Origin of the sequence: Phyllobacterium sp. OV277, from assembly GCF_900104355.1 — a bacterium.
Taxonomy (GTDB): domain Bacteria; phylum Pseudomonadota; class Alphaproteobacteria; order Rhizobiales; family Rhizobiaceae; genus Phyllobacterium.
On the sequence record NZ_FNIY01000003.1, the window covers coordinates 480,884 to 505,432 of the forward strand.

Below are 24,549 nucleotides of genomic sequence, written 5' to 3' on the forward strand. Positions count from 1 at the left end.
GGTTTCGCCAAATGGCTCTATTGCAGCGCATGATGGAACTTGCCGAACAGCCGGTATTCACCGGCGATATCAGGCTGGAACCACTGCTGCCTGACCACGCGGCGCTTCTGTTCGATGGGTTTTCTGATCCGGATCTTTACATTTTCATTCCGCAGGAACCGCCAGTCAGCATTGATGCGCTGCGGGCACGCTATCAGCGCCTGTCAGGTCGCCGCTCACCGGATGGAACCGAGGCATGGCTCAACTGGGCTGTCTTTCACATTCCCTCGCAGCGTTACGCCGGACTGGTGGAGGTGACGGTCAGGGACACGGCAGCAGACATTGCCTATTTTGTTTTCAAGCAAAGTCAGGGTTGCGGTATCGGACGAAAGGCAGTTGGCGGCATTGTTGCGCTCCTGCACGATAACGGCGTTGTGGACATCGGGGCTTCCATCGACACGCGCAACGTCAGGTCAATCGCGCTTGTTACAGCGCTTGGTTTTGAGCAGGTGGCTTTCGTCGAAGCCGCTGATACCTTCAAGGGTGCTGTCAGCGATGAATTCCGATTTCAGCACCGATAGCACACCCTTTATAACAACGCTTGTATCCGGACAAACAGCCTCATACCATTTCATCACATCTTGTGTGTTCGCGGTCTGCTGTGGAGCCCACAGATGAGCCGCCTTTAACGGAAAGTCCGCCGATGGCGTTGTTTGAAAACATGCTGGTCCTGATGCTGGTGGCGATCATCTTCCTCCAGCTGTCGCGAAAGCTGGCAGTGCCTTATCCAACGATGCTGGCGGTGGCTGGTGTTATCGTTGCTTCACTGCCATGGGCGCCGGAAATCTCGATTGATCCGCACCTTGCCATGGCGCTGTTCATCGCCCCGGCACTGCTTGACGCTGCCTATGATCTGCCACCGCGAACGATCCGCCGGGACTGGTTGCCCCTCCTCTCGCTTGCTGTCTGGGTTGTCATCCTCACCACGGCGGCGGTTGCCTGGGTTGGTGTATCTTTGGGCGGGTTGCCACTTGCCGCTGCGATCGCACTGGGTGCCATCGTTGCCCCGCCAGATGCAGCAGCTGCAGCCGCCATGCTTGGGCGATTTGCGCTGCCGAGGCGCGCTGTCGCCATCCTTCAGGGCGAAAGCCTGCTCAATGATGCCGTATCCCTGCTCATCTTCAGTGCCGCCGTTGGTGTTGCAATTGGTGCAGCGTCGCTCACCAGCCTCATCCCGCAATTGATCATTGCCGTACCGGGCGGACTGATCATCGGTTTCCTCCTTGCCAGAACATCCATGCTGTTCGCACCACGACTGGCCGGAACACTGGGCGGAACGCTGTTCGAGTTTGTCGCCGTGTTCGGCACATGGATCATCGCGGAGCGCCTGCATTTGTCGGCAGTCCTTGCCGTCGTCGCCTTTGCCATGACCATTGCCCATTACGTGCCTGCCCGGCAGGCACCACGCAACCGGCTGCATTCCTATTCCGTCTGGCAAACCTCCGTATTCCTGCTCAACGTTCTGGCATTCCTGCTGATGGGTCTGCAGGCGCGCACGATCGTTCGTGATCTTGATCCGCAGGAGCTTTCATTTGCGCTGAGCTTTGCGGCGGCGGTTTTTGCGACTGTCGTGGTCGTGCGTGTTGCCTGGGTTCTCGCCTATAATCGCCTTATCCATTACATCAATCCATCGCAGACCCGCTTTCCGCGCCCGGCGCTTGGGATGAGCCTGATTGTATCCTGGTGCGGTATGCGCGGGCTGGTAACGCTTGCCACCGCATTGGCCTTGCCTGCCAACTTCCCGTCACGAGAACTGATTGTCCTCAGCGCACTTGCTGTTGTTCTGGGATCGCTGATCATACAGGGCCTGACGCTCGGGCCCCTCATTCGCTTCCTCGGCTTCCCGCCGGACACGTCATTGGAAAAGGATCTCGCCAATGCCCGGCTCGCACTTATCGATACGGCCCTCTTCGAGCTTAATACACGGGATGATCACGCGGCGGTCAGCCTGCGCGAGTTCTACGAGGAGGAGCGTGATCTGGTGGCAGACGGTCAGCATCCGCGCGCCGTCAGCAAGACCGACCAGCTTCGACTGACCATCATCGCGGCAAAACGGGCCAAGCTGAATATCATGCGGCACAGCGGCATCATCGATGATGACGTTTATCATGCGCTTGAGCAGGACCTCGATTTTGCCGAACTTGCCGCATCACCCCCGGAAAAACTTGAGATCATCGACGGCTAGGAATTGGCTATGCATATGCTCCATCATATTTCGCTGGGTGTTTCCGATATTGAACGCGCAGCAGCATTTTACGATGCGGTGCTTGCCCCGCTCGGTTATGTCAGGGTCTGGGAGGATTTACGAACAGGCGAGCCCGATCAGGCCGTAGGTTATGGTAGTCCCGGTGGTGGCGACAAACTTGCGATCAAGCATCGCCCGAAGGGTCAGCACGCGCCCGGCCCCGGCTTCCATCTGGCATTTTCCGCTCCAAACAAGCTGGCTGTTGACAGCTTCCACGCGTCGGCCCTCGCCCATCGCGGCATTGACAATGGCGCACCGGGCCCGCGGCCCCATTACGGCCCGCATTACTATGCTGCCTTCGTTGTGGACCCCGATGGACATCACATCGAAGCGGTTTTGAATAACGCGGAATAATTACCGCCAGAACGCAAATGATCCTGACTTGTATGAGGCGGCGTTACGTTGTTTATATTGTGCTTCTCATTCTCATGGACACTTGTCTGGAGCATCCAATGCCATCGACCGAATTGCTGATCGCTTTCTTCCTGACCACAGCGATTTTCGCCTATATTCCCGGCCCCGCCATGCTTTATGCGGCAGCGCAAACCATTGCGCGTGGCCGCTGGTCCGGGCTGATGGCGGCCCTTGGCATTCATCTGGGTGGCTATGTGCATGTTATCGCTGCGGCTGCCGGGCTGTCGGTGTTGTTCCACGCGGTGCCCATGCTTTATCTCGCAGTGAAATTCTGCGGCGCAGCCTATCTGGTCTGGCTTGGTATTTCCCTGTTTCGCGCCAAGGTGAACGGCGATGTAACCATGCCTGACGTCGCGCAGAAATCTGCACGCCGCGCATTTTTCGAAAGCATCAGCGTCGAAGTTCTCAATCCGAAGACAGCCATTTTCTTCATGGCGTTCCTGCCGCAGTTCATTGACGCTTCAGCCGCGTTTCCAGTTTGGCTGCAATTTGTGCTGCTCGGAACTATCGTCAATCTGATGTTCTCTTCCGCCGATCTTGTCTGTGTTTTTCTGGCAGGCGCGGTGATCACACGGCTAAAGCGTTCAAACCACGCACAGCGGCTGATGCAACGCGCCGGTGGTACAATACTGGTCGGCCTTGGCGTGCATCTCGCTTTGCAGAAGAGCTAGTCTCTCCCATCCGGATACACTGCTGGTCCCTTGATCTCGATCTTGTTGCCGAAGGGATCGCGGATGTAAAATGAGTGCCCCATACCGCGCGCGCCGCCATGCATGGCTTCCCGCTCGATCTCGACCGCATGGTTATGAAGATGCGCCCGCAGGGCATCATGGTCGAACGGCCCCGTTGCGATACAGACATGATCGACGTTGCGCCCACCCGCAACCGGCGGCACGGCGCTTGACGCGCCGGGATGGGTAATATCCCACAGGACAATCAGCGCCGAGCCGCACCACACCTGCTCCATACCCAATGCGGGGTAGATATAACCGGGCTGGCATCCCAGAACATCGTAATAGAATTTCAGGGCAGACGGCATGTCATCGACGAGAAAGACCACATGATCGATCCCCACAAGGGAAAACGGAACATTTGTCGATGACATGGATAATTCCTCCGGTTCTGGTGCCCCCAATAAAAGAACGGAAAAACCTGAGTCTGTCACCACTGATCAGATCGTTTTGCTGCCTATGCTGACAAGAAGCGTGCAATCACGAACCTTCGGTCAGCCCGGCAAGCACATCATGCAGGATTTCATCCGACAAGGCTTCGTCGGAGACGGCACGGGCCATGACAAGACCGCCGACCATCGCGGCAATGGCCTGAATAGCCTGCTGGCGCGCAGGCTTGTCTTCGGGCCACGGAAATTGTGATGTCATCTTGTCGATGAAATCAGCAAGATGACACGTCAACGGTCCACGAACCGCCGGTTCGCGGCTAATTTCGGGCGCAAGCGCTGCTATGAGACAGCCATCACCGGGTGTATCCCGATGGGTCGCACTCAAATAACTGCCGATAAAGTCGGCTTTGCCGTTGGCGGTGTTTTCAACCATGCTGAACTTCCCCATCGCCTTTTGCGATGTGTGCTGCATGCTTTCGGCCATCAGCGCTTCCTTTGAGGGGAAGTGATTATAGAACGGCCCGTGGGTGAGCCCCGTCGCCTTCATGATTTCACTGACACTGACGCCGGAAAAGCCGCGCTCACGAAACAGTTTCGCGGCCTGGTCCAATATGCGCTCGTGCTTTTCAGCTGTTTCGGCCGCCGGGTATCTCATGACTATTTCCACTTTTATTTCACGGGTATTGACATCAAACATGATAGTCGTCATGTATGCAAAATGCAAGCATGATGACCATCATGTTTGAAGCGTAAACAGAGTGAACCGACAGGAATTTGTCTCCCGGCTATCCGCTATCGGGGATTGCGAAGCTTTGCCTTTGCACCTCTTCGGAACGTTGGCCAGAAAACCTGCCATCTCCATCGGATTGGAACTGATATGACGAATGAAACTGAGAAGAACCCGCTGGGAACGGCGGTTGTCACCGGCGCTTCGGCAGGACTGGGCAAGATTTATGCGGACCGGTTGGCCAGGCGCGGCTATAATCTTATTCTGGTTGCACGGCGTGAGGACCGATTGCAGGCGGTCGCCGAAACCCTTCGCAATAGCCATGGCGTCAAGGTTGATACCATCGTGGCGGATCTCGGTACTGTCGTTGACCTTGAGCGCGTTGCAACTGTCCTGTCGACAAATGCGGATATCACAATGCTTGTTAACAATGCCGGCACCTCGACGTTGGCCAAGCTTGGCGACACTGCACTCAGCGATGTCAAATCCATGACGGATGTAAATGTCACGGCACTTGTCCGCCTCAGCCTCGCCGCCCTGCCTGCATTCAGGCAGCGCAATCATGGCGTCATCATCAATCTTGGCTCTGTGCTCAGCTTCCACGCGCTTCCCATCAGCAGCGCCTATAGCGGTACGAAGGGCTACGTTCTCAATTTCACACGCGGCTTGCAGGACGAAGTGGCCGGAACCGGCGTCAGGGTCCAGCTTGTGCTTCCGGCAGCGACAGCTACGGATATCTGGGATTTATCCGGCGTTCCGCTGACACAGCTTGAGCCGGGAACGGTGATGGACGCGGAAGAATGTGTGGACGCCGCCCTTGCCGGTCTCGATCAGGGTGAGTTGATCACCATGCCATCGCTTGAGGACGTGCAGGTCCTGAAAGACTACGAAGAAGCCCGTTTGAAATTAATGGCGGCATCGCGGACCAGCAAATCGGCATCGCGCTATCACGTCGGCAACTGACACGCGCACCACAAACAAAAACCGGAACATCCTTTTCGGGATGTTCCGGTTTTCTCGTCTAAAACTGGATTCTAGCGACCGTCAGGTGTTCTCGTGCCGCCCCACTTGTCCTTGACGGCATTAAAGTGCTCTTCCGGCTTGTACTCGGCCACCTGCAAACCAACCTGCCTGGCCGTCAGACGGCCCATCGCGGAAAGCACCTGATAGCTCTGCACGACGCTGTCATGCTCTGCCTGAACCAGTGCGAGCTGGCCGGTAATCACGTCAGCCTGGGCGTTCAGAACGTCAAGGGTTGTACGCTGTCCGACCTTGCGCTCTTCGATCACGCCATTGAGCGCGAGCTGCGCGGCAGAAACAACGCTTCTTTGCGCCGTAATCGACGCGCGCGCGGCATCCAGCTGTGCCCATGCAGAAGCAACCGCCTGCCGGACGCTGTCCTCAGACACATTCACCTCAATGCGGCGCTGGCCGAGATTTTCCTTGGATTGGCGAACATTTGCCGCCGTCTTACCCGCTCCGTAAATGGGTACGGTAACCTTCAACTGCGCCGAGCCAGTGGTATTGTTGGTGGAACTGAGCGACGTGCCGTTAAAAATATCCGTCCGGCTGATGGTACCGGTGACACCCGCCTGCGGCAGCAATACGCCTTCCCTCACCTTGACCTGATAGCCAGCAACATCCGTGTTCAGTTTGGCAGAGCCAATCGAGGGATGGTTGGCTTCGGCGATTGCATAGGCCTGCTTAAGTGATTTTGGCAATGATTTTGCCGGTGTGGCAGCCGTCAGCGAGCCCGGAACTGCACCAACAGTCTGGATATAGGTGGCTTCGGCAATTTTCACGTTGGCGCGGGCGGTATTCCGGTCGTTGACCGCCGTAGCCTGTGATGCTTCTGCCTGTGCAACGTCCGTGCGCGTACCCTCGCCCACATCGAACCGTGCGCGGTTCGAACGTACCTGTTCGCTCAGGAACGCCAGGTTCTTTTCGCGCAAGGCTACGATCTGGCGATTGAGATAGACATCCATATAGGCCTGCACGGCTGCAGCGAGTGTTGTCTGCTCGCTTCCGCGCAAATCTTCACGGGCTGCGAGAACGCCTGTCTCCGCTGCTGCAACATTGTTTTTCGTCTGAAAGCCATCAAAGAGCATCTGATCGACTTCAACGCCTTCAGTGGCCGTGTCACTCGACGAACTTCTGCTGCCGTCAAGCTTGAGGCGGTTTGCAGTCACACTGGCCTGACCTGTAACGGTCGGGCGATAGCCGGATTTTGCAATGGCCACGTTTTCGTCGGTGACCCGCACACCGGCGCGGTTGGCATTCAACGTCGAATTGTTCTGATAGGCCTTGGACATGGCACCGAAAAGATTTTCGGCCATGGAAGGCGTTGCCGTCAGAACCGAAGTCATCAGCAGGATCGCAGTAAGGCTTCGCTTGGCTGTTATGGACACGGTGAATTTCTCCGACAGTTTAAACAGAGGGTACGGCTCAGCGAACCACTCGTTCCGATTTGAGAGAGACATTGCGCTACGAACCGCCGATGTCAATGTTGAAAACCCGATCAACAAAGTTTTTACTGCACTGCACCCTTCTCCCTGATAATGGCGCGCCAGCCAATATCACGCCGATAAAAGCCTTCTGGCCAGTCTATCCGGGCAATTGCAGCATAGGCAGCATCCTGTGCCTCCTGTACAGTTTTGCCTGTCGATGTGACATTAAGCACACGCCCGCCATTGGCAACGAGTTCGCCGTTCTTCTCGGCAGTGCCCGCATGGAAAACCTGAACATTGTCCGATTGGGCCGCATCAACGCCTTTAATGACGCTGCCCTTTTCCGGAGAAGCAGGATAGCCTTTTGCCGCCATGACGACGGTCAGCGCGGGATCATCGCTCCAGCGCACCGACACCTGATCCAGCGCACCGTCAGCGGCAGCTTTCAGCAGAAGCAGCACATCATCCTTCAGCCGTAGCATCAGCACCTGCGTTTCCGGATCGCCAAAGCGGGTGTTGTATTCGATCAGTTTCGGGCCGTCCTTGGTGATCATCAGTCCGGCAAACAGCACGCCGCTGAACGGCGCACCGATCTCAGCCATGCCGCGCATGGTGGGCTCAATCAGTTCGCGCATGGTGCGCTCGATGATTGCCTGCGTCATGACGGGCGCGGGCGAATAGGCACCCATGCCGCCGGTATTGGCACCGGTATCGCCATCGCCGACGCGCTTATGATCCTGCGCCGTGCCGAAAGGAAGCGCGGTCTTGCCATCGCAGAGGCAGAAGAAGCTGGCTTCCTCGCCATCAAGGAATTCTTCCACCACCACTTCGGCACCGGCGCCGCCGAATGCGCCGTCAAAGCAGGCATCCACCGCATCGAGCGCTTCCTGCACTGTCATGGCAACAACAACGCCCTTGCCCGCCGCAAGACCATCCGCCTTGACCACGATGGGCGCGCCATGTTTTTCCACATAGGCGCGGGCAGCAGCGGCATCGGTAAAGCGGCCATAGGCACCGGTCGGAATATTGAAGCGGGCGCACAGGTCCTTGGTGAAACCTTTTGAGCCTTCCAGTTGTGCCGCCGCCTTGGACGGGCCGAACACGGAAATACCCGCCGCGCGCAGATCATCGGCAATCCCCGCAACCAGCGGTGCTTCCGGGCCCACCACAACGAAATCGATGCTCTTTTCCTTGCAGAAGGCAATAATGGCCGCATGATCGGCAGGATCAAGCGCCACACATTCAGCCTCGCGCGCAATGCCGGGATTGCCGGGCGCGCAGTAAAGCTTGGTCAGCACGGGGGACGCGGCAATCTTCCACGCCAGAGCATGTTCACGGCCACCGGAACCAATAAGCAAGACGTTCATCGTTTTTCTGCTCCGTGCATAGGGGGTTGCTGTGTCGGTATGGCCTTGAGCGCCGGGGGTCAAGCACGCAATCACAGATTTGCTTGGAAAAGGTGTTTGGGGCGCGCGTGGTTCGTGGTTCGTGGTTCGACAAGCTCACCATGAGGGAGAGGGGTGATGAAAGGGAGTCAAGTTCTGCAATATGGCAGAATGAAGCTCCCTTGCATCCCCACTCTCCCTCATGGTGAGCTTGTCGAACCACGAACCACGCACATTTTTCCGCCAAGCGCTCACCCCCCTCTGCCTTGTCAGGCATCTCCCCCACAAGGGGTGAGATCACATTGACAGTAAGGCTTTCCCACAACCGGAAGCGTTGCTGATTGTGCAAAGGCAGTAATGACAGCTGATCTCCCCCCTTGTGGGGGGTCCGAAGGACGGGCGAGACCCGTGGCTCGCCCCGGTAGTCCGACAGGACAGAGGGGGGTGAGCACTTTCTCCTAACGTCCAAACGCGAACGATATCAGCACCCCCACCGGCAATTTCCTGCAATATTTACTTGACTGGCAAAGCGCTCGCTGCAAGGTCACGCCATGACATCAGAAAAAGACATTATCCAGTCAAGCGAAGGCCAAGGCCGCGTTTTCGATGCGCCGTCGGGGCATTGGGTTTATCGGGCGCTCCCCGCATGGCTGTGGCCCTATGCGCAATTGGCGCGCTGGGATCGGCCTATTGGCTGGTGGCTGCTGCTTTGGCCCTGCTGGTGGTCCGTTGCGCTGGCTTCAAGCGCGGGAGCCAAGGTTGGCGACAGCGTCTGGTCGATCATCCCCTCGCCCTGGCATCTGGCGCTGTTGCTCATTGGCGCGGTTGCCATGCGTGGTGCTGGTTGTACCTATAATGATCTTGCGGATCAGGATATTGACAATCAGGTGGCACGCACGCGGTCGCGGCCATTGCCTTCGGGTCAGGTGACGCGCAAACAGGCGAAAATATTCATCGCCCTGCAAGCGCTTGTCGGCCTGCTCGTGCTTATCCAGTTCAATGGTTTTACCATTCTTTTGTCCATTGCCTCGCTGGTGATTGTCGCCATCTATCCCTTCATGAAACGTTTCACCAACTGGCCGCAGCTGGTGTTGGGTCTTGCGTTTTCCTGGGGCGCTCTTGTTGGCTGGGCGGCGCATTTTGGCGCACCGGCAACGCTGAAAGATTTCCTTCCGCCGCTGCTGCTCTATGCCGGGTCTATCCTCTGGGTGATCGGCTATGACACGATCTACGCACATCAGGATAAGGAAGATGACGCGCTGGTCGGTGTGGGTTCAACCGCAAGACTGTTCGGTAGCCGTACCCGCGAGGCGCTGATGGTGCTGTATGGCGGCGCGCTCGTGCTGTTCCTCTGGGCCTTTGCCATGGCGGAAGTGCCCATGCCCGCTGTCGCTGGCCTTCTGGCAGCAGGCGCGCATATGTACCGCCAGATCATGGTGCTGGACATTGACGACCCCGCGCAATGTCTGCGCCTGTTCCATTCAAACAAGGTCGTCGGCTGGCTGATCTTCGCCGGGCTGGTGCTTGGCGCGCTGTGGACGGTGGTGAAACCGTTCTTCTAGCCTGTCAGGTCGAACTGATAGCACCCAGCCCTTCAACCAACCGGTCAAGTTCCGCCTCGGTTGTGTAGAGCGCTGGTGATACGCGCAGGCACTGGCCCTTGGTTACCCCCGCGCGGCGCACCGTCAGCACATGATGCTTGTCACGCAATGCCGTCATCAGGGCCGTGTTGTCATCCTTGCTGATTTTGCCCTTGATGCGGAACGAGGTGATACCCGCATGCATGGTGTCATCGTCAGGCGTGAGGATTTCGATGCTTTCAATGGCCCGAACCTTGTTCACCCAGTAATTGCGAAGATAGGTCAGTCGCGCCTGCTTGCGTTTTGAACTGATCATCTCGTGCAGATCAAGCGCAGCGGGTACCGTCAGGGTCGCGGCGAAATTGGTTGTGCCGGTGTGAACGCGCGAACGGATATCATCCTTTGGCCAGTCTTCATCGGCCAGATCCCGGTCAATATCGGCGAGCCTTTCCTTGCGGATATAGAAAAAGCCCATACCAACAGGTGCACCGATCCATTTGTGCAGGTTGAAACCGACGAAATCCGCACCAAGATCAGTGACTTTGAAATCCATCTGCCCCCACGAATGGGCGGCATCAACAACCACATCCACGCCGCGGGCGCGCGCCATGTCGGCGATCTCGCGGATTGGCATGACAAGACCTGTCCGGTGGGACAAATGCGTCAAGAGCAGGAGTTTCGCCTTCGGGTTGGCTTCCAGCACCGCGCGATAGGCGTCAAGCACGGCTTCCCGCGTGGCCGGTTCCGGAATGGCGAAGGTCTTGACCTCAACGCCGCGACGGCTGGCCAGCGCATTCATGGCATATTGCATCGAATCATAGTCGAGATCGGAATAGATCACCGTATCGCCCGGCTGCAGCTTGTTGTAGCCGGTGATCAGCTTTTGCAGGGCTTCCGTCGCGCCGCGTGTCAGCGCGATCTCTTCCGGTGCCGCGCCAACTGCCGCCGCAACGCGGTTGCGCACGTCTTCGGCATCCTTGCTGAACACGTTGCGCGCATAAACGGTGTTCTGCCTGTTCACGCGCTGGGTATTTTCCAGATAGGCCTGCAGAACTGGCCGGGCCATAATGCCCCAATAGCCGTTCTCGAGATTAGCCATGGAACGCTCGACATCATAGAGATCGCCAACCGCGCCCCAATAGGACTGATCGGTTGCTATGGCCATGTCATTGGCGGCTGGAAGCATAGCGGTTTCCGCTGCGGATGCCTTGATGGCTGTTGCGGCGAGCGCGGTCATAGCGCTGCCGATCAGAAAATGACGACGTTCAATACCCGGCATCGGAGAGCCCCTCATACAGTGTTGCCTAGGTTCCTGATTAGAACCCTAACGTCACAACTGCATGAAGGAAATCGCCGATTGAGTATTTGTCAGCGTCTGCCCGAAGTGATGATTTCTTCACCGCCCACGACGAGGCGCAGACCGAGATCACCCATTTTACGGCGGGCAAGGAAGCGCGGACGGCGGCGGCGCGGTTCACGGCCCTGACGGCGTTCTTTCGGTTCTGCCACGGCCACCGGCCCAATGCTCTGTTCGAGCTGACGGGCTTCGCCGTCTTCCTCGACAAGCATCATCGGCAGTTTGAAAAGCGACGACCAGGCGCGCCAATCCGCAGCAATGTCATTGAGATCATGCGCCACCAGCAAGGGCACTGAAAGGTGCGGATCGCTATGCATCAGCTCAAGTGTCACTGTGATGTCACCAAGCTCGTCCTCGGCGGCACGGGCCGTGACCCCCTGAAAGGCGCAGGCTGGCAGAGCCAGCGAGATGGGCAGGTTGCTGTTTGGCAGCACCCGCTTGACCACCGCGCCCCGCTCATGCAGCGAGAAAGTGATATCGCCGCGGTCATCGCGCGTGGCGTAGGTTACGGTCTGTGGCAGGTGGAATGGGTCGAGCCTGAATTCCTGGCCTGCCCAAACCGGCTTTGCTCCGGCTTTTTTCATGTGACGCCTTCTGTCGATCCTGAGAGCCGGTTTTCCGGTCTTCTCTTTTGTATTTCCCTGTAGAGCGGACCAATTTTTTCTGGTCTCGTATGGGGAAACAATAGGCGCCAATCCCCCCGGTTCCGCTTAACGAACGCGGTTAATCAATTCTCATCGCGGGGAATGGTTATCGAAATTCGACCATCGGTAAGGTTTCGAAAAGAGAGATAAACAAAACACTGACAGAGCATAAACCGCCAGATTGTGTGAGCCTGCTCTTGACCCGGCCCTTGGGACTGCCCCGATAAGGAGAGCGGTCAACAACGAACGAGGTGAGTCGTGAATTCTTCCGCACAGTTCCTGAACCCTTCCGAAGCAGCACGACGGCTCGGTGTATCCGCCAAGGCACTTCGCCTTTACGAACAACGGGGCCTGATCGCTCCTGTCCGCACCAAAGCAGGATGGAGGACATATGGTCCGGTTCAGATGGCACGGGCTGGCGAGATCGCTGCCCTGCGCCATCTGGGTTTAAGCCTCGCGCAGATAGCGAGGGTTCTCAAAGGCGATCGGCAAGCTCTGGAACCGGCATTAACAGCACATCAGGCAGTGCTCCAAAGGCAGCTACACCATCTCGCCGGTACGATTGAAAAAGTATCCGCTATGCGAACAAATATTGCCGCTGGCCGCACGCCTGATGCCGGAGAGCTGGCGCAACTGATCCGCCCTGCCCCGACAGTTAGAATTGCATTCGATCTTCCATGGCCGTGGGGCGGTGAAGAATTTGCGTTATCCGATATCAGGGCACTCAACTATATCATCGGTCCATTAGGCAGCGGCAAGACACGGCTGGCACTTGCCATAGCCAAAGCTTTGCCGAATGCAGCTTTCATCGGATTGGACCGGTCAGCGGATAACGCCATGGCACGGATGGAAGCTGACCCAGCCCTTAAACGGCGTGTGGACGGGATTGTAGCGTGGCTTGTCGAGGATGGTGCCACGGCATCACAGGCCTTGATCGCACTTCTTGTTGCGATGGAGTCTTCCACCGCCGCCATGCTGGTGGTCGACATGGTCGAACAGGGGCTGGATCAGGCCAGCCAAGAAGCTCTTAGCGCTTATTTCAAACGGCGCGGCCCTGATACCAAGCCGCTGTTCCTGATGACGCGCTCCAGCGCGATCCTGGATTTAGCTGCTGTTGGCAGCGATGAAACAATCATCTTCTGCCCCGCCAATCATAGCCCGCCCATATGTGTAGCGCCATATCCCGGCGCGCCCGGATATGAGGCTGTTGCCACCTGTCTGGCGTCACTCGTGGTGCGGGCGCGGACCGAAGGTGTCATTGCATGGCGACCGCAAAAGCAGTCAGATCACCTTGCCGGGGTTCATGATGCCAGCGGGATCGAATGATGTCTTGATGCGGCGCATCAGATCGAGCGCCACGGGTGATTTGGTTTCCGACAGCTCTTTGCGCTTTAGCTGGCCAATGCCATGCTCTGCGGAAATTGAGCCCTTATAGGCACGGACAATGCCATGAACACGGGCATTGACCTCGCCCCAACGCGCAAGGAATGCTTCCTTGTCGGCACCCTTGGGCTGGGTGATGTTGTAGTGCAGGTTGCCATCGCCCATGTGCCCAAAGGAAACAATGCGGGCTCCGGGGATCATTTCGAGCACTGCCGCATCCGCTTCGGTAATGAATTCCGGAATACGCGCCACGGGCACGGAAATGTCGTGTTTGATCGAGCCGCCCTCGGGTTTTTGCGCCATCGACATGGCTTCGCGCATATGCCAGAAGGATTTTTCCTGGGCGGTGCTGTCGGCAATCGTTGCATCTTCCACCAGCCCGGCTTCAAAACCTTCCGTCAGAATAGCCTCAATCGTTTCGCGCGCGTCTTCAGCCGAGCGTGATGAGGAAATATCAATCAGCACATACCAGTTGTGTACGCCCTGCAGCGGATCGCGTACGCCCTCCGTATGGGCGACGGAAAACTCGACACCGACGCGCGGCATCAGTTCAAAACCGGTCAGCGACGCGCCCGCATGGCTTTGCGCTAGTGCCAGCAGTTTCAGCGCATCATCGGGGCTGTTCAGCCCGACATAGGCAACGCCTTTGCCCTTGGGCAGCGGAAACAGTTTCAACACGGCAGCGGTGATGACGCCAAGCGTGCCTTCCGCACCGACAAACAGGTCCTTCAGATCATAGCCTGTATTGTCTTTCTTGACGTAGCGCAGATCGTTGAGAATCTCGCCGGTCGGTAGAACCACTTCGACGCCGAGGCAAAGCTCGCGCGTATTGCCATAGGCAAGCACTGCCGTGCCGCCCGCATTGGACGAAAGGTTGCCGCCGATCTGGCAGGAGCCTTCCGAGCCCAGTGACAGCGGAAACAGGCGTCCCGCCTTCTCAGCTGCTTCCTGCACTTTCTGCAGGACGACACCGGCCTCGACAATCATCAGATTGCCCGAGGGTTCGACAGAGCGGATTTTGTTGAGGCGCGACAGGGACAGGATGATCTGCTCGCCTGACGCATCGGGCATCTGGCCGCCGACGAGGCCGGTATTGCCGCCCTGCGGCACAATGGCTGTGCCGGTTTCGGTGGCCAGCTTCAAAATGGCCGAGACCTCTTCCACTTCCGACGGGCGCAGGACCAGCGTCGTCTTGCCGCCGAATTTCTCCCGCGGTTCAATCAGATAGGGTTCGATATCATGCGCATCGCGCAAGGCATTCTTCTCGCCGACAATGGATATAAAGCGGGCAGCAAGTTCCGGCGTCAGGGTCATTTGATCTGTTCCAACTCTTCAATGGGAGGCACGCGCGGCGCGGCGGCCCGGACAAGGCGGTCATTGATGGCTTCGCCCAGTCCGGTGAATGGGATCGGCTCGACGGCAATCACCGCGCCGCCAAGACGGTCAAGGCGTTTCATGTAGTCGAAAAGATTGGTGGCGGCCTCACGCAGATTGCCCGCCTCGCTGAGGTTGAGCCGGGCGCTTGCCTTGTGCGCATCGGCGGCACGTTCAGGACCGAATGCCAGCAGCGCCTCGCCATCACGCACCTCATGCACATTGAGCCGCACCCCGGCTGACGGGGCATAGTGTGAGGCCATCATACCCGGCGCTTGAATAGCCGCCCGTTGATCCATGCGCTGCAAGGAATGGCCGATCAGGGCTTCGATATCCTCAGCCGCAAGTCCGCCCGGACGAAGCAGCAGAACCGCATCGTCATCCACCTTGAGAATAGTCGATTCCAGCCCGACTTCGGACGGTCCAGCATCAAGGATCAGCGCGATCTTTTCCCCCAGATCATCCGCGACGGCCTGAGCACTGGTGCCGCTGATCTTGCCCGATGTATTGGCACTGGGTGCGGCCAGCGGATGGCCAAGCGCCGCAATGATCTTTCCAGCGATACCGCGCGGCATGCGCAGTGCCACCGTGTCGAGACCTGCCGCAACCAGTGGATGAATATGGGTACCGGGGCGTAGCGGCAGAACCAATGTCAGCGGGCCGGGCCAGAATGCATCCATCAACTGGCGCGACAGAGGATCGATGACCGCATAGCGCTCTGCCATGGCAATATCCGAGACATGGCAGATCAGCGGGTTGAAATGCGGCCTGCCCTTCGCCTCGAATATACCGGCGACCGCATCGCCATTCGTGGCATCGGCTGCAAGGCCGTAGACGGTCTCGGTCGGGATAGCGACGAGCTTGCCCGCAGCCAGCGTCTGGGCTGCCCGTAAAATTGCCTGCTCATCTGGTGCTATTATCTCGGCCAAGGGCACATCTCCGATAGAGCGCATTGCCTACACGATGGGCGGGGCCTGCCGCAAGCCTGTGCTGATGAACTCACCATATGAGGTGATGCGTAAAATTGAATCCAACCATGGTGGGAATTGGCAAGGATTGGCTGGTAGAGCTGGGTGGATCACAAGGATAGAGCCCATGTTCCGCCGTTTGCTTGCCCTCACTGCTGCTGCCCTTCTTGCACCGGTCATTGCGCATGCCGGCGACTCGATCATGCTCAAAGGTCCATCAGCCCGGCCAAACTCGGTTTCCTATATCGGCTATGACAGTTTCGATGTCGACGGAAACCCTGTTTGTACGCCCTGCATCGAGCAGAAAGCCGCAGAAGCCGCCAAGCTCAAGGCCTATCTGGAGCGACGCGAACGCTCGCGTCAATATATGGCCCGCCTGCAGGGCAATGGACCCAAACCAGACGCTCTTGTCGCCGCGGCGAATGCAGCAACATTGCCGCCGGAAACGGCGGTTCCCGCCACGCAGACTCCGGCAAGCCCGATTGCCGATATCGGGGCAACGCCCCTGCGCGCCAGCATCCAATAAAATTTACGATCCAGCTGCAAGGACGAAAAGGCGCGAAGTTTTCGCGCCTTTCTATTGTTTAACCAGCGATTTTGGAGAAATCCGCAACCGTGCTGGTTGCCGTCCGGATGCGTGCAAGCAGAGCAAGCCGATTGGCCCGAATGGCGGGATTCTCGTCATTAACCAGCACTTCTTCAAAGAATGAATCAACCGGTTCACGCAAAGCACTCAGCGCAATCATCGCCCCGGAAAAGTCCTGTTTTTGAATCGCTTGCGCCGCGTCCTTCTCTGCCTGATTGATGGCGGCAAAGAGCTTCTTTTCCACATCAACCGCAAACAGAGCTTCATCAACCTTGTCGGTGACGACTGTGCCCTTCTTCTCTTCGGCGCTTAAGATATTGGCCGCACGCTTGGTGCCTGCCAGCAGGTTCTTGCCCTCTTCCGAATTGAGATAGACCACCAGCGCCTCGACGCGGCGGGCGATCAGGAGGAGATTATCAGCATCATCCGTGAGGACAGCATCAATCAGATCGTGGCGCGCACCAAGATCGCGCAGATGCACTTTCAGCCGTTCGTGGAAAAACGCGAGGAGATCAAGCAGAACCGGCCGCGCGCTTTGTGCAACTTCGGTGCGCACGCGCTTTTCGAAACCGGAAATTGCATTGGTGACATCTTCCTCGCCATCCACATCGCCTGAGTTTTGCGCGGCCTGATGCGCTTCGTAGCGCTCGAGGTGCTTTTCGATTGTCGCTTCGCGCTGTTGCGCAAAAGCGGCCTGGAACACTGGTAGAAGCTCTATCTGCCAGTCGCTTGAAAGCAGCAGACGAATGACACCAAGGGCAGCCCGGCGCAGCGCAAACGGGTCCTTGGAGCCAGTCGGCTTTTCGTCAATAGCCCAGAATCCAACCAGCGTGTCGAGCTTGTCCGCAAGCGCGACGGCGACAGAAACGGGATCGCTGGGCACCGTATCGGATGGTCCCTGCGGCTTGTAATGGTCCTCGATTGCGGCAGCGACCGACGGATGCTCGTTCTGGAGCACAGCATATTTGCGGCCCATGCCGCCCTGCAGTTCCGGAAACTCGCCGACGATCTCCGTTGTCAGGTCAGCCTTGGCCAGCACGGCAGCACGCGCTGCCAGAGCAGGATCAGCCCCCACCAGAGTTGCGATCTCACGGGCCAGCACCTTGATGCGTGTTACGCGCTCGCCCTGTGAGCCGAGCTTGGCATGGAAGGTGACGTTGAGTGCGTCAAGCTTGGCCATACGCTGGTCGAGCGGCTTTTTCAGATCGAGATCAAAGCGGATCGCTGCGGCGGCAAGCTTCTCCATGTCAGGCAGATCATGCTGATCGGTCGTCCAGAAATACAAGGCATCGGAGAGCCTTGCGCGTACAACCTTGCCATTGCCATAGGCGATCTCTTTCCCGCCATCGCTGGCTTCGATATTGGCAACGAGAATGAACTTGTTGGACAATTTGTCCGCCTCGTCCGGTTTGCGGGTCACAAAGCATTTCTGGTTTGTCTTGATGGTGAGGCGGATAATCTCAGGCGGAATGACGAGGAATTCTTCCTCAAAATCACCCATGAGCACGACGGGCCATTCGACAAGACCCGAAACCTCCTCAAGCAAGCCCTCATCCTCGACAAGTTCAAGCCCTGACGCAAAAGCGATGTTCTGCGCGTCGGCGAGAATGATCTCCTTGCGGCGGTCGGCATCAAGCACGACCTTGGCCTTTTCCAGCTTGGCGACATAATCGTCAAAGCGGCGCACGGTGATCGGCTTGTTATCGCTGAGGAAGCGATGACCATAGGTAACATTGCCGGAACGTACACCACTGATTTCAAAATCAACGACAACAGGCTCTTCAGTTTCGCCGCCAAACATGCAGACAATCGACTGGAGCGGACGCACCCAGCGCAAGCTGCCAGCCTTGGCCGATGCTGCACCCCAGCGCATGGATTTTGGCCAAGGGAACTCGCGAATGATTTTTGGCAGGAGTTCGGCGATGATCTCTTCGGCGGCACGACCCGGTTTGGTCAGATGGGCAACGTAAAAGTCACCCTTCTTCGGATCGGTATGGACATGGGCCTGCGCGATATCCGTGAGGCCAGCGGAGCGAAGAAAGCCTGATATAGCGGCTTCCGGCGCGCTGACGCTCGGACCTTTGCGGTCTTCGTGCACATCCTTCGAGCGTGCCGTCAGCCCGCGAATATCCAGCGTCAGGCGACGCGGTGTCCAATATTCACCAGCGGCCTCATAGGTCAGGCCAGCTTCAACCAGCCCATCGGTGACGAGCTTCTTCAGATCACCGGCAGCCTTGCGCTGCATGCGGGCCGGGATTTCTTCCGAGCGGAGTTCGAGCAAAAGATCAGGCATTATACGGACTCACTCTTGAAATTGATGCCGCCGGCTTCGGTCAAAAGGAACGCCTCGCCGCACTGCCGGGCGAGATTGCGCACCCGCAGAATATAGCTCTGCCGCTCCGTCACCGATATCACACCGCGCGCGTCCAGAAGGTTGAAAGCGTGTGAAGCCTTGATGCACTGGTCATAGGCAGGCAGGACCATTTTATGCATCGGGCTATTGTCGCTATCCTTCGGCGCGCCAGCACGCAGCAAGGCTGCGCATTCGGCTTCCGCATCCTCGAAATGCCGCAGCAGGACCGATGTGTTGGCATGTTCGAAATTGTGCCTGGAATATTCCTGCTCAGCCTGCAGGAAGACATCGCCATAGGTAACCTTTTCATCGCCCTCAAGGCCGTTGAAATTGAGGTCATAAATACTGTCGACGCCCTGTATGTACATCGCAAGGCGCTCCAGACCAATTGTCAGTTCACCGGATACCGGCGTGCATTCAATACCGCAGACCTGCTGGAAATAGGTGAACTGCGACACTTCCATGCCGTCGCACCAGCATTCCCAACCCAGACCCCAGGCGCCCAGCGTCGGGCTTTCCCAGTCGTCCTCGACAAAACGGATGTCATGCAACAGCGGATCAAGCCCGATTGCCCGCAGCGAGCCAAGATAAAGCTCCTGCAGATTGGGCGGCGAAGGCTTCATGATCACCTGATACTGGTAATAATGCTGCAACCGGTTGGGGTTCTCACCATAACGGCCATCCTTCGGGCGGCGTGACGGCTGCACATAGGCGGCTTTCCATGGCTTGGGACCGAGTGAACGCAATGTCGTCGCCGGGTGGAACGTACCCGCGCCAACTTCCATGTCGTAGGGTTGCAGGATGACGCAACCCTGCTGTGCCCAGTAATTATGGAGCGTCAGGATGAGACCCTGGAAGGAGCGGGTCGGGTGCATATGATCGGGCAATGGAACGGTCACCGGTCAGGCCTTTTTGACGAACGGAAATGGAGTGCCCGTCCTAAGGCGTGCAGTCTGGCCGGTCAAGAGAAAGGAAGTCCTGGCAGCAGCTTTCGCAGCACCCGCAACGGGAGGGATTGCAAGGATGCCAGGGCACCCTTGCTTTAGATCACAATCAACCCTTATTGCCGGGAACCGGCGCAGGCGGCATCGGTTCGGGTGCAGGCGGTGCCTTTGGAGCCTCACCGCCGTTCTTGGCAACGCCCGGGTCCTTTTCATCGGGAAGGCCGTTCTTCAGCTTTGCCTCGATCTTGACCAGATCTTCCGGTTCCGGCTTGGAATCGCGTGCATGGGCCCACTGGAATGTAGCCTCCAGCTTGCGCCCGGCCCGCCAATAAGCATCGCCCAGATGGTCGTTGATGGTCGCATCCTCAGGCCGCAACTTCACAGCCTGTTCCAGCTGGATCACGGCATCCTTGTAATTGCCAAGGCGATAATAGGCCCAGCCAAGCGAGTCGACGATGTATCCATCCTGCGGACGCGATGCGACGGCCTTCTTGATGAGGTCCAGTCCCTGCTCCAGCTTGACGTTCATGTCGATCCACGAATAGCCGAGATAGTTCTGCACCTGCGGCTGATCCGGGAAAAGCTCAAGCGCCTTGGTGAAATTCGGCTCTGCCTTGTCCCACTGCTTCAGCCGCTCATAGGAAATGCCGCGCTGATAAAAGATCATCCAGTCATTGCGCTCGGGCTTTTCGATGGCCGCAACCGCCTTGTCATAGGTCTCGGCGGCCTTGGCATAGTTCTTGTCCTGCGCGTAAATGCTGCCAATGGCGAGATATGTGCGGATATCCTGCGGATCGGCAGCCAGAAGCCCGTTGAGATGGGTGATCGCCTCGTCGTTGCGCTTCAGGATGGCAAGGTTGATGGCAATCTGCATTTCCGCATCACGGCTATAGGCCGAGTCAGCTGGAATGCGCTTGAAGTATTCGACGGCTTTCTCGGGCTGTTCAAGCTTGGCGTTGATATCGCCAATCTGGAAGAGCGTCGCGTCATGGTCTGGACGCAGCGGCAGTGACATTTGCAGATAGAGTTTGGAAAACGCTTCCGCACCACCGCGATTGATAGCCGTTGCGAGTGTATAAAGCACTTCCGCCGCACCCTGTTGCGGCGTCTGCACCAATGGCTTGACCGCTTTGGCCGCCGAAAGCTGCTTGCCGAATTCGGCCAGAACCATGCGTCCGGAAAGAGCTTCCGACGCATCCTTGATCATGGATTCCGCACCTGACTTGTCGCCATTGCGCACCTTGAAAGAGGCATAGGCCTGAACCAGCCGCTCATAGGTATCCGGCGCAGCCGCAAGGCTGGGTCGGTCATCAAGCGCACTCTGATAGAATGCTGCGGCCTTGTCCTTCTGCCCGGCCATATCGGCAATAAGCGCAGAGTTGTAAATCTTGAACAGCGCAAAACCATCCGGCCCTTGCAGCTTGCTGATCATGGCCAGCGCTTCATTGGGCTTGCCGGCCCCGGCTTTGGCCCAGGCCGAAACCAATCCCGTGATCATTTTGTCGAGATCGGACTGCAGCGACAGCATCATCAGGGTATCGACCTTCTGATACTGCTTCTTGTTCAGCGCATCGATGCCAAGTGCCAGACGCGAAAAGCGTTCGATCTCCGGAACGGATTTCAATTCTTCGGCAATCGGCAAGGCTTCCTTGAACTGGCCATCGGTCAAAAGCACAAGGAGAAGGCTCTGGCGCAGTTCCTGGTTCTTCGGGTCATAGGCAAGTGCCTGCCGGTAAAAGGAAATGGCGCTGTCAAAGTCATTGCTGCGCTCGGCGGTACGAGCCGAGAGAAAAGCACCCGACAATGAACCGGTGGCTAAAACGGGATCTTTACCGGCAGAAGCGGGTGCGGGAGCGACCCCGATGGCCAAGGCAGCGAGTGTTGCGCCCATAACCGAGCCAAGCAATTTACTGCGCTGCATGTGCAAAATCCCTCCTCATTGTCGTCATTATGAAATGATTGCCCGAATCCTCAAGAAAAGCATGGCCTTTTTACGGTCCTCGCTCAAGTTTGATCGAAAGAATTCGAGGCAAGCCCGCAGCGCTTCAGAGCGTGGCGGGATTTCATCCAAGATTTATCAATTAACCCGGCTGATACAAAAATCGATGACTTCCAGAAGCGCATCCTTCTGCGGCGACTGGTCAAGCGGGGCCAGTGCATCGCGGGCGATACCGCCGAAATGCCGGGCACGCTGGATTGTATCGCTGAGCGCTCCGTAGCGCGTCATCAATCCCTTTGCCTTTTCCAGCGCCTTGTCATCATTGGCACCGTTTTCGAGCGCCTGTTTCCAGAACAGGCGCTCTTCCGCCGTGCCACGGCGATAGGTCAGGATAATAGGCAGGGTAATCTTGCCTTCGCGGAAATCATCGCCGGTGTTCTTGCCAAGATCCTTGGCATTGCCGCCATAATCCAGCGCATCATCAACCAGCTGGAAGGCAAGGCCGAGATTGAGACCGTAAGAGCGCAGCGCCTGACGGTCCGTGCGCGAGGTGGACGCGATGATGGGACCGACTTCAGCAGCCGCTGAAAACAGCGCCGCGGTCTTGGCTTTGATAACAGCCAGATATTCATCTTCGGTTGTTTCGAGATTTTTTGCAGCTGCAAGCTGCATGACTTCGCCTTCGGCAATCACTGAAGCGGAGGTTGCCAAAACGTCAAGCGCTTCGAGCGAGCCAACATCCACCATCATCTTGAAGGCCTGTCCCAGCAGGAAATCGCCAACCAGAACACTGGCCTGATTGCCCCAGATCATGCGGGCCGTGCTCTTGCCGCGGCGCAGATCGCTCTCGTCAACCACATCATCATGCAGCAGCGTCGCCGTGTGCATGAATTCCACACTGGTCGCGAGCTTGATGTGTCCATCGCCCTGATAACCGAACATACGCGCTGCGGCGAGCGTGATCATCGGGCGCAGGCGTTTGCCGCCGGATGAGATCAGATGGTTCGCCACTTCGGGAATCATCTCGACATCAGAACCCGCCTTGGACAGGATCAATTCGTTCACACGGGCCATGTCGGCCTTGGTAAGATCGACCAGCGGTTGCACTGATCCCGTGCTGTTCTTCTTATCGTCCAGACTGACAACAACGCCCAAAACGAAACTCCTAAACTTCTCGCGTAATGCGGCGACACCTTATTTTGACAGGCTATAACCCGCAAGCGGCGAATTGGCGCGCAGAAATGGCACGGGTTACAAATTCGTGATAGGGCATCGCTATAACCTCTCCGAACATTGTCCACCGTCGATGTAATGCAGATGGGGTGACCATCCTGATTTTGAAAGGATTCTTTTCATGAAAGTCGCAACTTACAGCTTGATCGCTCTTGTTCTGGCACTGCCGAGCATCCCCGCTTTTGCCCAAACGCCATCTTTTGACGCACTTGCACAGGCGGTTGCCGGACGACTGCAATTTGCCGACAAGGTTGCCCTGTCAAAATGGGATAGCGGCAAACCGGTTGAGGACAAGGAACAGGAAGCGAAGGTCATCGCAGGCGTGGCAGCGCTGCCCAATGCGGAAAAACTCGACCCGGCACTTATCCAAACCTTCTTCGCCAATCAGATCGAAGCCAACAAGCTTGTCCAATATGAGCTTCTGGCCGAATGGCACCGCAATGGCGAGGCTCCGAAAACCGAAAGACCCGATCTGGTCAAGGAAATCCGCCCTACCCTTGCCCGCTATACGGAAACGCTTGTCCACGAACTTGAGGTCGTCTCCAGCTTGCGCGGTAGCAAGGATTGCCCTGCCGATCTGGCCAAGGCGGCTGGCAATGTGGTGAAGGCGCAAAAGCTTGATGTGCTTCACGCAATCGCACTTGATCGGGCACTGGCAGGTATATGTGCCGCCGATACAGCTGTAAAAAAACAATAAGGGACTATATAAGAATCCTCGCAACCCCGAACGGAATGGGCACCTTCATGATCGAAATCATGCGCACGAACGACCCGGTGCTGATCTCCTTTGTCGAATCACTGTTGAAGGATGCCGGTATCAGGTACTTTATTGCCGATTCCAACATGAGCATTCTGGAAGGCTCAGTCGGCATTCTCGCCCGCCGGGTACTGGTTGATTCCGGTCGCGAAGAGGAAGCGCGCAAACTGTTGAAAGACGCCTGCCTCGAACGTGAGCTGCGCGGCTGATCCATGTCATCGATGGAAACACCCCACACGCTGGATGCATTCCATCGCGGCAGGTTTCACCTGCTCCAGCCAGCACTGAAAGGCCATCGCTCCGGCGTTGATGCAATGGTACTTGCCAGCACAGTGCCCAATGATTTTTCCGGGCGTGTCGCTGATCTTGGCGCCGGAGCCGGAGCTGCCGGACTTGCCGTGCTTGCCCGCTGCACCAAAGCCAGAGCGGTGCTGATCGAGCGTTCGGATTTTATGGCGGATTTTGCCCGCCGGTCGCTTGCCCTTCCAGAAAATGCAGATATTGCCGCACGCGCCGCGCTTGTGCAGGCGGATGTTACCCTGACCGGCAAGGCGCGGGTTGTGGCGGGGCTTGCCGATAACAGTTTTGACTTCGTCATCATGAACCCGCCATTCAACCGTCCAACGGACCGGGCCACGCCTGATCCCGTCAAGGCGGAAGCGCATGTCATGACCGATGGCATGATGGAACAGTGGATTCGCACCGCTGCCGCCATCGTTAAACCCGGCGGCTCGCTTGCCATTATTGCCCGCCCGACTTCCCTGTCGGAACTGCTTGATGCCCTGCAGCGGCGCTTTGGCGGGGTGGTTATCGTACCTGTGCAGCCAAGGCCGCAGGATGCAGCGATCCGGATTATTATTAGGGGTGTTCGTGGCAGCCGCGCCGGGCTGACCCTTGCCCCAGCCCTCATCATGCATCACGAGACCGGCAACGGCTTTACCGAGCGCGCCATTGCCATAAACAACGGCGTTACAGCACTTTTGTAGCATTTTCGGCCCGGTGCCATTGTGATTTCATAGGCACCGCTTACATGCGCATGACCCAAACCGCCAAA

The 24,549-nt window shown here is 57.5% G+C and carries 23 protein-coding genes; 11 read left to right on the forward strand and 12 right to left on the reverse strand.

From position 1 onward, the window contains the following. Positions 1 to 11 precede the first annotated feature (11 nt). The 4 genes from BLU05_RS14245 (at position 12) to BLU05_RS14260 (ending at position 3,369) form a co-directional block, all read left to right on the forward strand. On the forward strand, positions 12 to 560 hold the full coding sequence (locus BLU05_RS14245) for a GNAT family N-acetyltransferase (RefSeq protein ID WP_091880963.1): 549 nt from the start codon (positions 12 to 14) through the stop codon (positions 558 to 560). A 122-nt stretch (positions 561 to 682) separates the two neighbouring features. Then, positions 683 to 2,224, forward strand: coding sequence for a cation:proton antiporter (locus BLU05_RS14250; RefSeq protein WP_091880965.1), 1,542 nt, complete (start codon positions 683 to 685; stop codon positions 2,222 to 2,224). A 15-nt stretch (positions 2,225 to 2,239) separates the two neighbouring features. Continuing rightward, a complete protein-coding gene (locus BLU05_RS14255) occupies positions 2,240 to 2,638 on the forward strand; it encodes a VOC family protein (RefSeq protein WP_091881198.1) in 399 nt (132 codons plus the stop codon). Positions 2,639 to 2,736: 98 nt separating this feature from the next. Then, entirely contained in the window at positions 2,737 to 3,369 is a 633-nt protein-coding gene (locus tag BLU05_RS14260) for a LysE family translocator (protein WP_091881200.1), read from the forward strand. On the opposite strand, the gene BLU05_RS14265 is transcribed toward BLU05_RS14260, so the two are convergent. Next, positions 3,366 to 3,803 carry a VOC family protein gene (locus BLU05_RS14265; RefSeq protein ID WP_091880967.1) on the reverse strand — a complete coding sequence of 146 codons (438 nt, stop codon included), beginning with the start codon at positions 3,801 to 3,803 and terminating at the stop codon, positions 3,366 to 3,368. The two genes, BLU05_RS14260 and BLU05_RS14265, sit on opposite strands and share 4 nt — an antisense overlap. Positions 3,804 to 3,909: 106 nt before the next feature. Further along, positions 3,910 to 4,473, reverse strand: coding sequence for a TetR/AcrR family transcriptional regulator (locus BLU05_RS14270; protein ID WP_091880969.1), 564 nt, complete (start codon positions 4,471 to 4,473; stop codon positions 3,910 to 3,912). A gap of 222 nt (positions 4,474 to 4,695) precedes the next feature. Here BLU05_RS14270 and BLU05_RS14275 point away from each other — a divergent pair, with 222 nt between their 5' ends. Continuing rightward, on the forward strand, positions 4,696 to 5,508 hold the full coding sequence (locus BLU05_RS14275; RefSeq protein ID WP_091880970.1) for an SDR family NAD(P)-dependent oxidoreductase: 813 nt from the start codon (positions 4,696 to 4,698) through the stop codon (positions 5,506 to 5,508). 71 nt (positions 5,509 to 5,579) lie between these two features. On the opposite strand, the gene BLU05_RS14280 is transcribed toward BLU05_RS14275, so the two are convergent. Together BLU05_RS14280 and purD are read right to left on the reverse strand one after the other, a co-directional pair. Next, positions 5,580 to 6,911, reverse strand: a complete 1,332-nt coding sequence (locus BLU05_RS14280; protein ID WP_244518362.1) for a TolC family outer membrane protein — start codon at positions 6,909 to 6,911, stop codon at positions 5,580 to 5,582. Positions 6,912 to 7,075: 164 nt separating this feature from the next. After that, positions 7,076 to 8,359 (reverse strand): phosphoribosylamine--glycine ligase, encoded by a 1,284-nt coding sequence (gene purD / locus BLU05_RS14285; RefSeq protein ID WP_091880972.1) that lies wholly within the window; start codon positions 8,357 to 8,359, stop codon positions 7,076 to 7,078. Between the two features lie 569 nt (positions 8,360 to 8,928). Here purD and ubiA point away from each other — a divergent pair. After that, the gene (ubiA, locus tag BLU05_RS14290) at positions 8,929 to 9,939 is read left to right on the forward strand and encodes a 4-hydroxybenzoate octaprenyltransferase (RefSeq protein ID WP_091880974.1); all 1,011 of its coding nucleotides are present in this window, start codon (positions 8,929 to 8,931) and stop codon (positions 9,937 to 9,939) included. 4 nt (positions 9,940 to 9,943) lie between these two features. On the opposite strand, the gene BLU05_RS14295 is transcribed toward ubiA, so the two are convergent. Next, a complete protein-coding gene (locus BLU05_RS14295) occupies positions 9,944 to 11,236 on the reverse strand; it encodes an aminotransferase class V-fold PLP-dependent enzyme (protein WP_091880975.1) in 1,293 nt (430 codons plus the stop codon). Between the two features lie 89 nt (positions 11,237 to 11,325). Beyond that, the gene (locus tag BLU05_RS14300) at positions 11,326 to 11,898 is read right to left on the reverse strand and encodes a DUF6101 family protein (protein WP_091880977.1); all 573 of its coding nucleotides are present in this window, start codon (positions 11,896 to 11,898) and stop codon (positions 11,326 to 11,328) included. 318 nt (positions 11,899 to 12,216) lie between these two features. On the opposite strand from BLU05_RS14300, the gene BLU05_RS14305 reads away from it, so the two are divergent. Continuing rightward, the gene (locus BLU05_RS14305) at positions 12,217 to 13,284 is read left to right on the forward strand and encodes a MerR family transcriptional regulator (protein ID WP_091880978.1); all 1,068 of its coding nucleotides are present in this window, start codon (positions 12,217 to 12,219) and stop codon (positions 13,282 to 13,284) included. Here BLU05_RS14305 and BLU05_RS14310 read toward each other — a convergent pair. Together BLU05_RS14310 and BLU05_RS14315 are read right to left on the reverse strand one after the other, a co-directional pair. Further along, positions 13,240 to 14,655 (reverse strand): FAD-binding oxidoreductase, encoded by a 1,416-nt coding sequence (locus BLU05_RS14310; protein ID WP_091880980.1) that lies wholly within the window; start codon positions 14,653 to 14,655, stop codon positions 13,240 to 13,242. The genes BLU05_RS14305 and BLU05_RS14310 overlap by 45 nt on opposite strands. Beyond that, positions 14,652 to 15,668: an L-threonylcarbamoyladenylate synthase gene (locus BLU05_RS14315; RefSeq protein ID WP_091880982.1), complete on the reverse strand. Its 1,017-nt coding sequence runs from the start codon at positions 15,666 to 15,668 to the stop codon at positions 14,652 to 14,654. Before BLU05_RS14315 ends, BLU05_RS14310 begins: the two co-directional genes overlap by 4 nt. Positions 15,669 to 15,810: 142 nt before the next feature. Here BLU05_RS14315 and BLU05_RS14320 point away from each other — a divergent pair, with 142 nt between their 5' ends. Next, positions 15,811 to 16,209, forward strand: a complete 399-nt coding sequence (locus BLU05_RS14320) for a hypothetical protein (protein ID WP_091880983.1) — start codon at positions 15,811 to 15,813, stop codon at positions 16,207 to 16,209. A 58-nt stretch (positions 16,210 to 16,267) separates the two neighbouring features. Here the strand turns inward: BLU05_RS14320 and glyS are convergent, their stop codons facing one another. The 4 genes from glyS to BLU05_RS14340 all read right to left on the reverse strand — a co-directional run bounded on the left by glyS (position 16,268) and on the right by BLU05_RS14340 (position 22,660). Next, the gene (glyS, locus tag BLU05_RS14325) at positions 16,268 to 18,562 is read right to left on the reverse strand and encodes a glycine--tRNA ligase subunit beta (protein WP_091880985.1); all 2,295 of its coding nucleotides are present in this window, start codon (positions 18,560 to 18,562) and stop codon (positions 16,268 to 16,270) included. Then, a complete protein-coding gene (locus BLU05_RS14330; RefSeq protein ID WP_175540617.1) occupies positions 18,562 to 19,497 on the reverse strand; it encodes a glycine--tRNA ligase subunit alpha in 936 nt (311 codons plus the stop codon). The genes glyS and BLU05_RS14330 overlap by 1 nt, the downstream gene beginning before the upstream one ends. A 178-nt stretch (positions 19,498 to 19,675) precedes the next feature. Continuing rightward, on the reverse strand, positions 19,676 to 21,487 hold the full coding sequence (locus BLU05_RS14335) for a tetratricopeptide repeat protein (RefSeq protein ID WP_091880988.1): 1,812 nt from the start codon (positions 21,485 to 21,487) through the stop codon (positions 19,676 to 19,678). A 156-nt stretch (positions 21,488 to 21,643) separates the two neighbouring features. Then, complete coding sequence (locus BLU05_RS14340; protein ID WP_091880990.1) at positions 21,644 to 22,660, reverse strand: polyprenyl synthetase family protein; 1,017 nt, start codon at positions 22,658 to 22,660, stop codon at positions 21,644 to 21,646. Between the two features lie 199 nt (positions 22,661 to 22,859). Between BLU05_RS14340 and BLU05_RS14345 the strand changes: the two genes are divergently transcribed. From BLU05_RS14345 to BLU05_RS14355, 3 genes are read left to right on the forward strand one after another with little or no spacing between them, the layout of a single operon-like run. Next, on the forward strand, positions 22,860 to 23,435 hold the full coding sequence (locus tag BLU05_RS14345; protein ID WP_091880992.1) for a chorismate mutase: 576 nt from the start codon (positions 22,860 to 22,862) through the stop codon (positions 23,433 to 23,435). A gap of 47 nt (positions 23,436 to 23,482) precedes the next feature. Then, positions 23,483 to 23,704, forward strand: a complete 222-nt coding sequence (locus BLU05_RS14350; protein ID WP_091881204.1) for a putative signal transducing protein — start codon at positions 23,483 to 23,485, stop codon at positions 23,702 to 23,704. A gap of 3 nt (positions 23,705 to 23,707) precedes the next feature. Then, positions 23,708 to 24,481: a tRNA1(Val) (adenine(37)-N6)-methyltransferase gene (locus BLU05_RS14355; protein ID WP_091880994.1), complete on the forward strand. Its 774-nt coding sequence runs from the start codon at positions 23,708 to 23,710 to the stop codon at positions 24,479 to 24,481. The last annotated feature ends 68 nt before the right edge of the window (positions 24,482 to 24,549 follow it).